General features: G+C 70.7%; 13 protein-coding genes. 4 read left to right on the top strand and 9 right to left on the bottom strand.

The features are described 5' to 3' along the window. Positions 1-53: 53 nt before the first annotated feature. Entirely contained in the window at positions 54-1,376 is a 1,323-nt protein-coding gene (locus ACYVAG_RS16500) for an MFS transporter (protein WP_460771527.1), read from the top strand. A gap of 96 nt (positions 1,377-1,472) precedes the next feature. Beyond that, positions 1,473-1,811, top strand: a complete 339-nt coding sequence (locus ACYVAG_RS16495; RefSeq protein WP_460771484.1) for an RNA polymerase-binding protein RbpA — start codon at positions 1,473-1,475, stop codon at positions 1,809-1,811. Positions 1,812-2,021: 210 nt separating this feature from the next. On the opposite strand, the gene ACYVAG_RS16490 is transcribed toward ACYVAG_RS16495, so the two are convergent. The 5 genes from ACYVAG_RS16490 to ACYVAG_RS16470 are packed head-to-tail and all read right to left on the bottom strand — an operon-like array spanning position 2,022 to position 7,164. Beyond that, positions 2,022-2,591 carry an FxsA family protein gene (locus tag ACYVAG_RS16490; RefSeq protein ID WP_460771483.1) on the bottom strand — a complete coding sequence of 190 codons (570 nt, stop codon included), beginning with the start codon at positions 2,589-2,591 and terminating at the stop codon, positions 2,022-2,024. Continuing rightward, positions 2,591-3,469, bottom strand: coding sequence for a polyprenol monophosphomannose synthase (locus tag ACYVAG_RS16485; protein ID WP_460771481.1), 879 nt, complete (start codon positions 3,467-3,469; stop codon positions 2,591-2,593). Before ACYVAG_RS16485 ends, ACYVAG_RS16490 begins: the two co-directional genes overlap by 1 nt. Further along, a complete protein-coding gene (gene lnt, locus ACYVAG_RS16480; RefSeq protein ID WP_460771479.1) occupies positions 3,469-5,076 on the bottom strand; it encodes an apolipoprotein N-acyltransferase in 1,608 nt (535 codons plus the stop codon). The genes ACYVAG_RS16485 and lnt overlap by 1 nt, the downstream gene beginning before the upstream one ends. Next, positions 5,073-6,713 carry an amidohydrolase gene (locus ACYVAG_RS16475; protein ID WP_460771477.1) on the bottom strand — a complete coding sequence of 547 codons (1,641 nt, stop codon included), beginning with the start codon at positions 6,711-6,713 and terminating at the stop codon, positions 5,073-5,075. The genes lnt and ACYVAG_RS16475 overlap by 4 nt, the downstream gene beginning before the upstream one ends. Further along, the gene (locus tag ACYVAG_RS16470; protein ID WP_460771475.1) at positions 6,700-7,164 is read right to left on the bottom strand and encodes an Lrp/AsnC family transcriptional regulator; all 465 of its coding nucleotides are present in this window, start codon (positions 7,162-7,164) and stop codon (positions 6,700-6,702) included. Before ACYVAG_RS16470 ends, ACYVAG_RS16475 begins: the two co-directional genes overlap by 14 nt. Before the next feature lie 33 nt (positions 7,165-7,197). On the opposite strand from ACYVAG_RS16470, the gene ACYVAG_RS16465 reads away from it, so the two are divergent. Both ACYVAG_RS16465 and ACYVAG_RS16460 read left to right on the top strand, forming a co-directional pair. Further along, positions 7,198-8,172: a 5'-3' exonuclease gene (locus ACYVAG_RS16465; protein ID WP_460771474.1), complete on the top strand. Its 975-nt coding sequence runs from the start codon at positions 7,198-7,200 to the stop codon at positions 8,170-8,172. A 273-nt stretch (positions 8,173-8,445) separates the two neighbouring features. Beyond that, positions 8,446-8,886, top strand: coding sequence for an HNH endonuclease (locus tag ACYVAG_RS16460; protein ID WP_460771472.1), 441 nt, complete (start codon positions 8,446-8,448; stop codon positions 8,884-8,886). A gap of 94 nt (positions 8,887-8,980) precedes the next feature. Here ACYVAG_RS16460 and ACYVAG_RS16455 read toward each other — a convergent pair whose 3' ends face one another. From ACYVAG_RS16455 to ACYVAG_RS16440, 4 genes are read right to left on the bottom strand one after another with little or no spacing between them, the layout of a single operon-like run. After that, positions 8,981-9,514 carry a DUF1707 SHOCT-like domain-containing protein gene (locus ACYVAG_RS16455; protein ID WP_460771470.1) on the bottom strand — a complete coding sequence of 178 codons (534 nt, stop codon included), beginning with the start codon at positions 9,512-9,514 and terminating at the stop codon, positions 8,981-8,983. A 10-nt stretch (positions 9,515-9,524) separates the two neighbouring features. Further along, the gene (gene metW, locus ACYVAG_RS16450) at positions 9,525-10,145 is read right to left on the bottom strand and encodes a methionine biosynthesis protein MetW (RefSeq protein WP_460771468.1); all 621 of its coding nucleotides are present in this window, start codon (positions 10,143-10,145) and stop codon (positions 9,525-9,527) included. Continuing rightward, on the bottom strand, positions 10,139-11,272 hold the full coding sequence (gene metX, locus ACYVAG_RS16445) for a homoserine O-acetyltransferase MetX (RefSeq protein ID WP_460771466.1): 1,134 nt from the start codon (positions 11,270-11,272) through the stop codon (positions 10,139-10,141). The genes metW and metX overlap by 7 nt, the downstream gene beginning before the upstream one ends. Next, complete coding sequence (locus ACYVAG_RS16440; protein WP_460771465.1) at positions 11,269-12,555, bottom strand: O-acetylhomoserine aminocarboxypropyltransferase/cysteine synthase family protein; 1,287 nt, start codon at positions 12,553-12,555, stop codon at positions 11,269-11,271. Before ACYVAG_RS16440 ends, metX begins: the two co-directional genes overlap by 4 nt. Positions 12,556-12,573 lie beyond the last annotated feature (18 nt).

The following is a 12,573-nucleotide window of genomic DNA, read 5'->3' as shown; positions in this document are numbered from 1 at the left end:
GGCGATAGTTTCCCGCTGTGACCACGACACCCCCGGAGACGGACCCCGCACCCATGGCCCTCGAGGCCTCCCCCGGCGCGGGCCGCCGCCAGGTCTGGTCGTGGGCGATCTGGGACTGGGGTACGCAGCCGTTCAACACCGTCATCACCACCTTCGTGTTCGCCGTCTACATCACGTCGGCCCCGTTCGGCTCCGAGAACGCGACCTCGCAGTCACTGGCCATCTCGACGACGGTCGCCGGGCTGCTGATCGCCCTGATCGCGCCGGTCCTCGGCCAGAACGCCGACCGGCAGGGGTCAAAGCTGCGCAGCCTGCGGTGGCAGACCTGGCTGCTGGCGTTGATCTCGATGTCGCTGTTCTTCGTGAAGCCGGCCCCGGCGTACCTGTGGGTGGGTCTGGCACTGCTGGGCATCGGTTCGATCGTGTCGGAGGTCGCGAACGTCAACTACAACGCCCTCCTCGACGACGTGGCCACGGGCAAGAACGTGGGCCGCATCTCCGGGTTCGGATGGGGGCTCGGCTATCTGGGCGGCATCATCGTGCTGCTCCTGCTGTTCTTCCTGTTCATCAAGCCCGAGGTGGGGCTGTTCGGGGTGACCGGGGCGCAGGGCCTCGACATCCGCGTGTCGATGATCGCGTGCGGCGTCTGGACGTTGCTGTTCACGATTCCGACCTTCCTGAATCTGAAGGAGCGCCGCCGCGCGACGGTCGCGCCGCGGCTGGGGGTCGTCGAGTCCTACCGCCAGTTGTTCGCATCGGTCGGGCGCATCCGCCGCAACAGCCCCCACACGCTGGCCTTCCTCGTGGCGTCGGCGCTGTTCCGCGACGGGCTGGCGGGCGTGTTCGCGTTCGGGGCGGTCATCGCGGCGGGAACCTTCGGGTTCTCGGCCGGTGATGTCATCATCTTCGGCGCGGTGGCCAACATCGTGGCCGGCCTGTCGACCATGGCCGCGGGACTGCTGGACGACCGGGTCGGGCCGAAGCGCGTGATCATGGTGTCGCTCGTGGGACTCGTCGCCACGGGCGTTGCGATCTTCGTACTGCACGACGGCGGCACCACGGTGTTCTGGGTGTGCGGCCTGCTCATGACGATGTTCGTCGGTCCGGCCCAGTCGGCCTCGCGCTCGTTCCTGGCCCGGTTGATCCCCGAGGGGCGTGCCGGCGAGGTCTTCGGACTGTACGCGACCACGGGTCGCGTGGTGTCGTTCCTCTCCCCCGCCCTGTTCGGGCTCGCCGTCTGGCTGGGCCACAAGGTCACGGGGCAGGCCAACACCCAATACTGGGGCATCCTCGGCATCGTCGTCGTGCTGCTGCTGGGCCTCGCGGCTCTCGCTCCGGTCAAGCAACACCACGAGCATGTGAATCGCTCTTTCTAACCCCCCTGGCTTCCCCCTGTCAAACCACCGGTATCCTGAGGAACAAATCGCTGCCCCGGCACGTTCCACCAGTGTCCCGATATTGGAGGTAATGGCATGGCTGACCGATCACTACGAGGTTCCGGGCTCGGTGCGAAGAGCTTTGAGGACGAGAAGTCCATCGAGTTCGCCCCGCGCCGGGAGATCGGGTTCGACTGTCCCCGCGGACACCAGTTCTCGTGCGCCTTCTCCGACGAGGCCGAACTCCCCACGAGTTGGGAGTGCCCGCGGTGCGGCAGCGAGTCCGTGCGCGCCGATGGCGTCCCGATGGCCGTCAAGCAGGAGAAGCCGGTGCGTACGCACTGGGACATGCTGCTCGAGCGCCGCTCGATCGCCGAGCTCGAGGACCTGCTCGCCGAGCGGCTCGACCTGCTGAGGTCCCGCAAGAGCGCCTGATTGCACTCCCCCAGAACAAGCCCCGCAGCCGAATGGCTGCGGGGCTTCGTCGTTCCTGGGATGGGATGCGGGATGTGAATGGAGCGGCGTGCCCCGACCCGCGCAAAGTGCACAGGTGCGCCCAACACGCGGGGTGGCGCTGGGCGGAGGCCGCGCAAAGTGCACAGGTGTGCACTTTTCACACTTGCTCGGGCCCGGAGTCGAACCTGGTCAGTCGCGCCTGCGCTCCGGGTCCTCCACGACCTCGCCGTCGATGATCGTGACGTTGCCTTCGGCAGGCGGGCGTGACGTCGTCGTGCCGAGCGGACCGAGCGGGCCCATCCCCATGGGTCCCATCGGACCGCTCTTCGCGACCCGGTCCAGCTGGGCCTTCAACACCCAGCCGAGCAGGCGTCGGGCCAGCGGTCGCGTGAACGGCACGAGGAAGAACATGCCGATGATGTCGGTGAAGAAGCCCGGGAACACCAGCATCACCCCACCGGTGAGGACCAGCGCAGCGTCGGCCAGCTCGCCCTGCGGCATGCGGCCGCTCTGCATCGCCGTCTGCAGCGCCCGCCACGCCTTCGTCCCCTCGCGCTTGGACAGCCAGGAACCCAGGACGGCCGCAACCACCAGCAGGCCGATCGTGGGCCACAGCCCGAGCAGCTCGCCGACCTGCAGGAGCAGCCACACCTCGGCCAACGGGACGGCGATGAACACCGCCGTCAGGGCCGGCAGGAGCCACCGGCGCCGACGCGGCGCCGGCCCGGATGTCCCCGACGGTCCCAGTGACTGGCTCATCAGCGCCCCGACTGCTCCCGGCGGGCGCCCAGGTCCTTCGAGTCCGATGACTTCTTCGTGCCCCTCGCCCGGGCCGCGAGGCCCTTCAGCTGGCTGCCGCGGTGGCGTACGCCCATGACCGTCGTTTGTTTCAGCGCCTCGACGAAGACGTCCTTGCCGAGCTTGGAGTCGCCGATCTCGCGCTCCTTGAAGTCGATCGGCACCTCGACGACGGTGAAGCCCCGACGATGGGCGAACCAGGTGAGGTCGCGCTGGATGCCGAAGCCCTTGGCCTCGATGTCGTCGATGATCGCGCGCAGCAGGTCGGCCTTCATGGCGTTGAGGCCGCCGGTGATGTCCTTGATCGGAATGCCGAGCATCAGGCGGGTGTAGAGGCTGCCGCCCCGCGACAGCAGCTCGCGCTGCAGCGGCCAGTTGATGACCGAACCGCCCTTGACCCAGCGGGAGCCCTTGACCATGTCGGCCCCGGCCGCGAGCGCGTCGAGCAGGCGGTGGAGCTGCTCGGGCTGGTGGGAACCGTCGGCGTCGTGCTCGACCAGCACGTCGTAGTCGCGCTCCAGGCCCCAGCGGAAGCTCGCGATGTAGGCGGCGGAGAGCCCCTCCTTGCCCTTGCGGTGGAGGACGTGCACGTGGGTGTCGTCGGCCGCCAGCTCGTCGGCGATGCGACCGGTTCCGTCGGGCGAGTTGTCGTCGGCGATCAGCACGTGGGCGGCGGGGACCGCGGCGCGCAGCCTCCCCACGATCAACGGCACGTTGCCGGCCTCGTTGTAGGTGGGGATGATCACGAGGACCCGGCCGAGGCCCGGGTACACGTCGCTGGCGTCGGTCACGATCGCCCTTTCCGTCGGCTGACTGTTCGAGTGTCCATCATCCCGCATCACTCCAAGGCCCGCGCGCCACCGCGCGGGTGAGTCGCCGAAACGCCCCGGAGCCACGGGAGCCGGCGTACGGACACCAGGCCGCCGGCCAGCGCCGCGAGCGCGCCCAGGCCGATGGCGAGGTCGATCCAGCCAGCCAGGCGTACGGCCGGGGTGATGGCGGTTTGCCGCGGCACCACATAGGTACGCGAGGCCGCCACCATCTCGTGGGTCCGGTCGAGGACACGCCCGTTGCGGTCGATGTGGCCCGACAGCGAGTTCGTGGTCGACACCACGATGTCGCGGCGCGCCTCCATCGCCCGGGCGCGGGTGATCGCGAACTGCTGCAGCGGCTGGGCCGTGCGGCGATAGGTGGCGTTGTTGGACTGGACGACGACCACCTCGGAGCCGCGTACGGCCTCGTGGACGGTGTCGTCGTACGCCAGCTCGAAGCAGATGATGTCCCCCACCGCGAGGCGGCGACCGTCGGCGAGCGGGACGTCGAGGACGCCCGACGTCGTGCCGGGCACCGACTGGGCACCGACGAGTTTCAGCAGCGGGATCACGGGCACCAGCGCGTCGCGGAACGGGACGTATTCGCCGAACGGCACGAGGTTCCGCTTGTCGTAACGCGCCGCGACCGTCTGGTCCGGCATCCACCACAGGCCACTGGTCTGGCGCTCGTCCTCGCCGGGACCGTCCATCACAGCGCCGACGAAGATCGGGATGCGGGCGATCCGGCTGGCCGCCTCGACGGTCGCCATGGTCTGGGTGTCGAGGGTCGGGTCGATGTCGGTCGAGTTCTCCGGCCACAGCACGAGGTCAGGCACCGGCTGGGCGCCGGCGCGCGAGGTCGCCATCAGGGTCACGGTCTCGGACAGGTGGTTGTTGGTGACCGAGCGGGCGCGGCCCATGCCGCCGATGCCGACCCCGTCGACGTTCCCCTGGACCATGCCGATGTTGACCGCGCCCTCGGTGGCCACGGGCTCCGCCTGCCACTGGCGCCCCGCCAGCCCGGCCCCGGCGGCCAGGACCACGGCCAGGGCCGCGCCGACCAGCGCGCGCGGCGTGCGGCGCAGGGCGGCGTACGCGAGGGCGGCGGCGAGGCCGGCGACCACGAGGGACACACCGGAGACGGCCATGAACGGGAAGAGCCCGGCGAGCGGCGAGTCGACAGTGGCGTACGCTAGGCGGATCCAGCCGAAGCCGCCGAACGGCGCGTGCCCGTAGAGCCACTCGACGGCCGCCCAGACCAGCGCCACGGCGATCGGCCAGGCGGGGAGCCGCTGGACGAGGCGTACGCCGACGCCCAAGAGGCCGAAGAACAGGGCCTCGAACACGATCAGGACCGCGGCGATGAACGGCCCGGCCCCCGGGACCAGCACGCGGAGCCACGACAGGGTGACCGCGCAGAGGCCCAGCCCGAAGACGTAGCCGGGCCCGAAGCCGCGGCCCCGGAACCACCGCTGCCCGGCGGCATGGGTCGGCGCCCCCGCATCGGGGTGGGCGAGCCACAGGAAGGCGGCCGGGCCGAGGACGACCAGCGGCCACAGGTTGGTCGGCTCGAAGGCGAGCCCGGTGGCGACGCCGGAGGAGACGAGGCCGAGCGCGCGGGCCCAGCGGCTCACGGGAGTTCCTCGACCAGCGCGCGGTCGTCGTGCACGAGCCGCCCGCGGGCCCAGGTGGCGGCGCAGGCGGGCGGGGTGGCGTACTTGTTGAGGGCGGGCCAGCCGTCGTCGCCGACGTCCTCGCACGCCCACAGGGCGAGGTCGGCCGGGGCACCGACGGCGATGGCGCCATGGGCCGCGTACCGCTCGCCGTGGGGGCCATGGGCGAGTTCGTGGCCAGCCGCGCCCGTGGCTGCGTACGCGGTGTGGACGTCGAGGCGCTCGCCCTCCTGCCAGTGGAGGGTGGCCGCACGCACGACCTCCCAGCCGTGGAAGGGCGTGACGGGGGCGTCCGAACCGAAGGCCAGGCGTACGCCGGCGCGCTGCATCGTCGCGAAACGGTTCAGGCCGGTGTAGCGGGCGCCCAGGCGCTGCTCGTAGAGCCCGCCGGGCATCCCCCACCACGCGTCGAACAGGGGCTGCATCGAGGCCCAGATTCCGAGCTCGGCCATCGTCGCGATGTCGCGGTCGGAGGCCATCTCGACGTGCTCGAGGCGGTGGCGGGCCCGGCGGATCGCCCCCGCACCGCAGGCATCGGCGGCGCGCCGCATGGCCTCCACCGACGTGGCCACACCGCGGTCGCCGATGCAGTGGAACCCGGCCTGCAGGCCCGCGCGGGTGCACGCGATGACGTGGGCCGCCGCGCGCTCGGCGTCGAGATAGAGGAACCCCTCGCCGCCGGCGTCGTCGACCGGGTGGTCGTGGTATCCCTCGGAGACGCAGGCGGTGCGGGACCCGATGGCGCCGTCGGCGTTGAGGTCACCACCGAGCCCGTGCAGGCCCTCGGCGACGGCCCAGCCGATGATCTCGGGGCTGGCCTCCTCGCCCCAGTAGGCCGGCAGATCGACCCCGAGCCGAGCGGCGACCCGACGCGTGAGGAGCAGCTCGTCAGGGGTGTTGAGGTGGGGCGCGCCCATCTCGTGGACCGACACGATGCCCTTCGCGGTGGCGGCGCGCAGGGCCGCCTCGACGTGGGACTCGCGCTGGGAATCGGTGAACATGCCGGCCACGGCCTTGCTGGCCAGGCCGAACGCCTCGCGCGTGATCCACCCGGACGGGTCGAAGCCGTCGGCGTCGCGGAGGCCGGGCACGCGGTCGACCAGGGCCGACGACACCAGCGCGGAGTGGACCTCCACGCGCGTCAGCAGGACCGGCGCGCCGTCCGCCGCACGGTCGAGCTCGGCCATCGTCGCGGGCCTGCCCTCGGGCCACTCGGTGTGGTCCCAGCCCTGGCCGGTGATCAACAGCGGTCCGGCCTCGGCGCGACGCTGGGCCACCGCGGCGAGCAGGTCGGTCACCGAGTGGACGTGGGCGAGGTCGAGCCCGGCCATGCCGCGGCCCGTGAGCAGCACGTGGGCGTGGGCGTCCACGAACCCGCCGGTCAACAGGGCGCGCTCGCCCACCGAGGGCCGGGCGTCCATGACGGGGAGGCCGAGCGTGGTGGCGTACTCCGCGGGTGTGACGGCGACCACGAAGCCGCCGCTGAGGGCCACGGCCCACAGGCCGGGGCGGTCGAGGAGGTGGAGACCGGTCAGAACGACGGAGGTCGAATGATCCGGCGTCGCCGGATCGGGGGGTGGTGCGTCAGGTTCGGTCACGCTTCTGTCCGGGGTGGAGGTTGGGTCTGTCGGCAAAGGGTACCGACAGGACCAGCGTCGTGCGGGTCGACACGTTCGCGGCGGAGCGGATGTCGGCCAGCAGCTGCTCGAGGTGCTCGGGGTCGGTGACCTGGACCTTGAGCAGATAGCTCGACGAGCCGGCGACCGAATAGCACGAGACGACCTCGTGGAGGTGCTGCAGCCGGTCGGGCGCGTCGTCGGGCTGGGACGCGTCGAACGGCGCGATGTCCACGAACGCGGTCAGCAGGTGACCGAACGCGGTCGGGTTGATCTTCACCGAATAGCCCTCGATGACGCCCCGCTGCTCGAGGCGGCGTACGCGCTGCTGGGCCGCCGAGGTCGACAGCCCGGTGGCGCGGCCGATGTCGGTGTAGGACATGCGGCCGTCGGTGGACAGCAGTTCGAGAATGCGGCGATCGAGATCCTCCATGCGGGCCATGGTGGCACCCGGCAGGATGGAGCCATGACGCGTCTCATGCTCCTCGACACCGCGAGCCTCTATTTCCGGGCCTTCTACGGCATTCGCGCTCCCCTGCGTACGCCGGACGGACGGCCCGTCAACGCGGTGCGCGGGCTGATGGACTTCATCGGGCGACTGGTCACCGACTACCAGCCGACCCATGTGGCGGCGTGCTGGGACAACGACTGGCGGCCACAGTGGCGGGTCGAGCTGCTGCCGTCCTACAAGACGCATCGCGTCGCGGACGTGTCGCCGCAGGCCCCCGTCGGCGCCGGGGGCGCGGGCGCGGAGTCGGGCGTGGGCGAGGAGGCGCCGGACGACCTCGCGGTGCAGGTGCCGATGATCGTCGAGGCGCTGGACGCGCTGGGCGTACGCATCGTCGGCGCCGACGGCTTCGAGGCCGACGACGTGATCGCCACGTTGGCCTCCACCGCCGACTGCGCGGTGGACGTCGTGACGGGCGACCGCGACCTGTTCCAGCTGGTCGACGACGCGCGCCCCATTCGCATCGTCTACACCGCGAAGGGCATGTCGAACCTGCAGGTCGTCGACGAGGCGTGGGTGCGGGCCAAATATGGGATCGACGCCCACCGCTACGCCGACTTCGCGGCGCTGCGCGGCGACACGTCCGACGGGATCCCCGGCGTGGCGGGCATCGGCGAGAAGTCGGCGGCGACGCTCGTGGAGACCTGGGGCGGGCTGGACGCGATCATCGAGGCCGCCCTGGACGAGGGGTCGGCGCTGTCGCCGACCATCCGGAAGAAGCTGAACGCGTCGGCCGACTATCTCGGCGTGGCGCTCGATGTCGTGCGCACCCGTCGGGACCTGGAACTCGGGGTCGGGCTCGACGACCTGGCGCTGCCGGCGGAGCCGGGGCCGGAGTTCGCCGCGCTGGCGGAGCGGTTCGGGCTGGGCGGATCGGGTGAGCGCGTGACCGCAGTCCTGCGTGCGCGGTCCACCACCCCAGAAATTCGGTGACAGTTTGCCGACACAACACTAATCTGTTCCCCGTCGGGAAAGACATCGCTGGAAGTTGGTTCCAGCACAGCAGGGACAACCACAGGAAGGAGCCACCGTGCACAAGCACCTCGTCCAGGCCGCGTACGCGGAGGCCCCGACCCGTCCGTGCCTGCGCAGGCGCACGATCGACGGATGTATGAGCTGACCCCCTCGGGTCAGCTCATCCACACCGTCCTGCGCGCATTCCCGCGGGGCGGTTTTTTGTTTGCTGGCGCATCGAGAGGAGGAAACATGAGCGGAGTTCTGGTGCTGAACGCCGACAACACGGCGCTGCACACCGTGTCGGTCAAGCACGCCATCGGCATGCTCGTCCGCGAGGTCGCGATCGTCGAGGAGGCACGTGAGGGTCAGGGCATCGGGCCTTACCCGTGGCCGCTCGTGCTCCGCCTCGTGCGCTACGTGAAGACGGCGTTCCTGTACGCGCGCCCGCCGGGCTGGACCAAGCGCGGCGTCCTCAAGCGCGATCGGCACACCTGTGCGTACTGCGGGGGCTACGCGGCCACCGTCGATCACCTGCTCCCGCAGTCACGCGGCGGACCGAACTCGTGGAAGAACACGGTGGCCGCCTGCGGGCCGTGCAACCTGAGGAAGGCGAACCGTACGCCGGCCGAGGCCGGTATGCCGCTGCGCTTCCGGGCGTACGCGCCGTCGCGCGCGGAACTGACGCGGTAGTCACTGCGACTTTTCGACCACGATTGACGATCTCGAACGCTCTGGCGGCCCCGAGATCGACGATCGTGGTCGATCTGTCGCACTCCAGGTCGCGTCAGCCCTTCGTGATCGGCTTCTTCTCGTCGCCGTCGTCCTCGTCCTCGTCGTCGCCCTTGTGGATCCCCAGCGCCTGGCCCAGCGCCGGCAGCACCATCATCGGGATCAGGATGAGCCACCAGGCCCGCCACCCCGTGGCGAAGCAGATGACGAGCGCCAGGGGAAAGCTCACCGCGGAGGCGATGCCGTAGAACCGGGCCATGGCCGAGTTGCGGTTCGCCCCACCGCCATGCTCGACCGCGGCCGAGCCGGAGTTGGAGTCGGCCAGCGGCACGAGCCCGCGGTCGCCCGGCAGGTCGGTGAACAGCCCGTCGAGCTCCTGCTCGGTCCGGGCGGCCAGGGCGCGCGCCATGCGGTCGTCGAACTCGAACTGGGCGAGGCGACCGTCGACGAGGTGGTCGCGAAGCCGTTCGACCGCGGCGTCCCGCTCGCGGTCGCCGATGCGCACTCCGCCCGGCTGGGCCGCCAGCTCGTCGTTGGTCGGCTCGCGACGGGGTTCGGGGGCGAGGGGCTCCTGGGGGTCGTGGCTCACCCACCCATTATCAGCAGACGGGCGGTTCGCCGTGTTGCGGGCGTGCGAGCACATACACCGCCGCGCCCGCGAACAGGTTCGGGTGGCGCCCGCGGCGCCCACCCAGGACACGTCCCGCCTCGTCCAACGGGATGCGTTGCTCCACCACGAACCCGGCGTCGGCGAAGAAGTCCTCAAGGTCCGCCAGCGTGGTGTAGCGCACGTTCGGCGAGTCGTGCCAGGTGTGCGGAAGGTCCTTCGAGATCGGCATGTGGCCGCGGACGATCGCCAACCGGTTGCGCCACAGCCCGAAGTTGGGGACCGACACGATGCAGCGGCCGCCGATGCGCGACATCTCGTCCAGGACGCGGCGCGGGTGGAGCAGGGTCTGGAGCGTGCGCGACAACACCACGGTGTCGTACGAGTCGGTCGCGAACTCCCCCAGCTCGGCGTCGACGTCGAGCTCGATGACGGGTACGCCTCGGCGGATCGCCTGCACGACCTCGGCCTCGTCGGTGTCGACGCCCGTGCCGCTGCACCCCTTCAGGGTGATCAGGTGGTCGAGCAGTTCCCCCGACCCGCAGCCCAGGTCGAGCACCCGCGCCCCGCGGGGGACGAGGTCGGCCACCAGCGCCAGGTCGGCCCTCAGCACGCGACTTCCTCGGCGGCGGCGCGGTCGAGGAACGCGCGGACGGTCGCGTGATAGCCCTCGAGCTCGAGCAGGAACGAGTCGTGGCCCCACGGCGACGAGATCTCGCGGAAGCTCACGGGCACTCCCCCGCGCTCGAGCTCGCGGACGATGCGCCGCGAGTGTTCGGTGTCGAACCGCCAGTCGGAGTCGAAGCTGATGACCAGGAACCGCGTACGCGCGGCCAGCACCTCGGCGAACGAGTCCAGCGAGGCGAACGGGTCGAAATAGTCCATCACGCGCGTGAGATACAGGTAGCTCAGCGCGTCGAAGCGATGGAGGAACGTCTCGCCCTGGTGGGCCAGATAGCTCTCCACCTCGAAGTCGACCCCGAAGCCGTGGCGCGGCGTCTCCGAGTCCTGGAAGCGCCGCCCGAACTTCTCGGCCATGGCCTCCTCGCTGAGATAGGTGATGTGGGCCATCATCCGCGCGATCGACAGGCCGATCTCGGGGCTGGTGCCGGTGACCGCGTACTGGCCCTCGGCGAAGCCGGGGTCGCGCGTGATGGCCTCGCGCGCCACGGCCGAGAAGGCGATGTTCTGGGCGGTCAGGCGCGACGACGAGGCGATGACGACGGCGTTGCCGACCTCCTCGGGGAAGGCCAGCGCCCAGTCGAGCACCTGCATGCCGCCCAGCGAGCCGCCCACGCACGCCATGAGCCGCTCGACGCCCAGATGGCGCATCAGCGCGCGATGGACCGTCACGAAGTCGCGCATCTGGAGCAACGGGAAGTCAAGCCCGTAAGGGTTTCCCGTGGCCGGGTCGATCGACGACGGCCCGGTCGTGCCCTGGCAGCCGCCGAGCAGGTTGGCCGAGATCACGAACAGCCGATCGGTGTCGAGCGGGCGGCCAGGGCCGATCAGGTTGTCCCACCAGCCGGGCTTGTCGGCGCCGTCGTGCAACCCGGCCGCGTGGGCGTCGCCGGTCAGCGCATGGCACACGAAGACGGCGTTGGCGGCCTCCGCATCCAACGTCCCATAGGTCTCGTAGGCCACGTCGACCTCCGCCAGCTTCGCCCCGCTGGCGAGCATCAGCGGGGCCTCGGGGGTGAACAGGCGTACGGTCCGGGTCTCGACGGTGCCGACGCTCATGGGGCGACGCGGGCGAGCGCCTGGTCGAGGTCGGCCAGGATGTCGTCGATGTGCTCGATGCCGATCGACAGGCGCACCATGTCGCCGGGCACTCCCGCGGCGACCAGCTCCTCCTCGGTCAGCTGGGAGTGGGTCGTCGTCGCGTTGTGGATCACCAGCGACTTCGCGTCGCCGATGTTCGCGAGGTGGCTGAACAGCTCCAGCGATTCGACGAAGGTCGCCCCGCCATCCCGCCCGACCTTGAGCCCGAACGACACCAGGCCGCCGTAGCCGCCCTTCAGGACCCGGTCGGCCACCTCCTTGTAGGGGCTGTCCTCGAGGCCGGGATAGTTCACCCACGCCACCGCCGGATGGTCGCTCAGGTGACGCGCGACCGCCAGCGCGTTCTCCGAGTGGCGCTGCATGCGGAGGTGGAGGGTCTCCAGCCCCTGCAGGAACAGCCAGGCGTGCATCGGCGCGGGGGTGGCCCCCGTGTTGCGCATGAGGACGGTGCGGCACCGCATGATGTACGCGGCCTCGCCCACGGCCTCGGTCCACACCACCCCGTGGTAGGCGGGGTCGGGCCCGGTCAGGCTCGGGAAGCGCTGGGCATGGGCCGCCCAGTCGAACCGCCCGGAGTCGACGATGACGCCGCCGATCGAGGTGCCGTGGCCCCCGATGTATTTCGTGGCGGAGTGGACGACCACGTCGACCCCGTGGTCGAACGGGCGGCAGAGGTAGGGCGTCGGGGCGGTGTTGTCGACGATGAACGGCAGGCCGAGCTCGTGGGCGGCCGCCGACCACGCGTCGAGGTCGATGACGTTGATCTTGGGATTGCACAGCGTCTCGCCGAACACGAGTCGGGTCTTCGCGTCGACGGCGTCGGCCAGCGCCTCGGGCTTCTCGGGGTCGACGAAGCGCGCCTCGATGCCGAACTGCTTGAGCGTGTGGGCGAACAGCGCGAACGTGCCGCCGTACAGGGTGGACAGCGCGACGATGTTGTCGCCCGCGTTGACGAGGTTCAGCACCGCGTACGTGATCGCGGCCGCGCCCGAGGACGTGGCGAGCGCGCCGACCCCGCCCTCGAGCGCCGTCATGCGCTCCTCGAACACCGACTGGGTCGGGTTCATGATGCGCGAATAGATGTTGCCGGGCGTCTTCAGCGCGAACAGGTCGGCCGCGTGCTGGGTGTCGTCGAAGACATAGGACGCCGTCTGGTAGATCGGCACGGCGCGCGCGTTGGTCGTCGGGTCGGCCTCTTCCTGGCCGGCGTGCACGGCGAGGGTCTCGAGTCGGTGAGCCATGCCCTCACGGTAGCGACG

The sequence above is a fragment of the Mariniluteicoccus flavus genome (assembly GCF_054776655.1).
Note: the sequence above shows the minus strand (reverse complement) of the source record. Positions and strands in the feature narration are given on the sequence as shown.

Bases quoted from the DNA above. Each gene is read 5' to 3' on its own strand.
- ACYVAG_RS16470 (WP_460771475.1), bottom strand. From the start codon at position 7,164: ATGGAGGATCTCGATCGCCGCATTCTCGAACTGCTGTCCACCGACGGC.
- ACYVAG_RS16465 (WP_460771474.1), top strand. From the start codon at position 7,198: ATGACGCGTCTCATGCTCCTCGACACCGCGAGCCTCTATTTCCGGGCC.
- ACYVAG_RS16440 (WP_460771465.1), bottom strand. From the start codon at position 12,555: ATGGCTCACCGACTCGAGACCCTCGCCGTGCACGCCGGCCAGGAAGAG.
- ACYVAG_RS16495 (WP_460771484.1), top strand. From the start codon at position 1,473: ATGGCTGACCGATCACTACGAGGTTCCGGGCTCGGTGCGAAGAGCTTT.
- ACYVAG_RS16500 (WP_460771527.1), top strand. From the start codon at position 54: ATGGCCCTCGAGGCCTCCCCCGGCGCGGGCCGCCGCCAGGTCTGGTCG.
- metX (WP_460771466.1), bottom strand. From the start codon at position 11,272: ATGAGCGTCGGCACCGTCGAGACCCGGACCGTACGCCTGTTCACCCCC.
- ACYVAG_RS16485 (WP_460771481.1), bottom strand. From the start codon at position 3,469: ATGCGGGATGATGGACACTCGAACAGTCAGCCGACGGAAAGGGCGATC.
- ACYVAG_RS16460 (WP_460771472.1), top strand. From the start codon at position 8,446: ATGAGCGGAGTTCTGGTGCTGAACGCCGACAACACGGCGCTGCACACC.
- ACYVAG_RS16490 (WP_460771483.1), bottom strand. From the start codon at position 2,591: ATGAGCCAGTCACTGGGACCGTCGGGGACATCCGGGCCGGCGCCGCGT.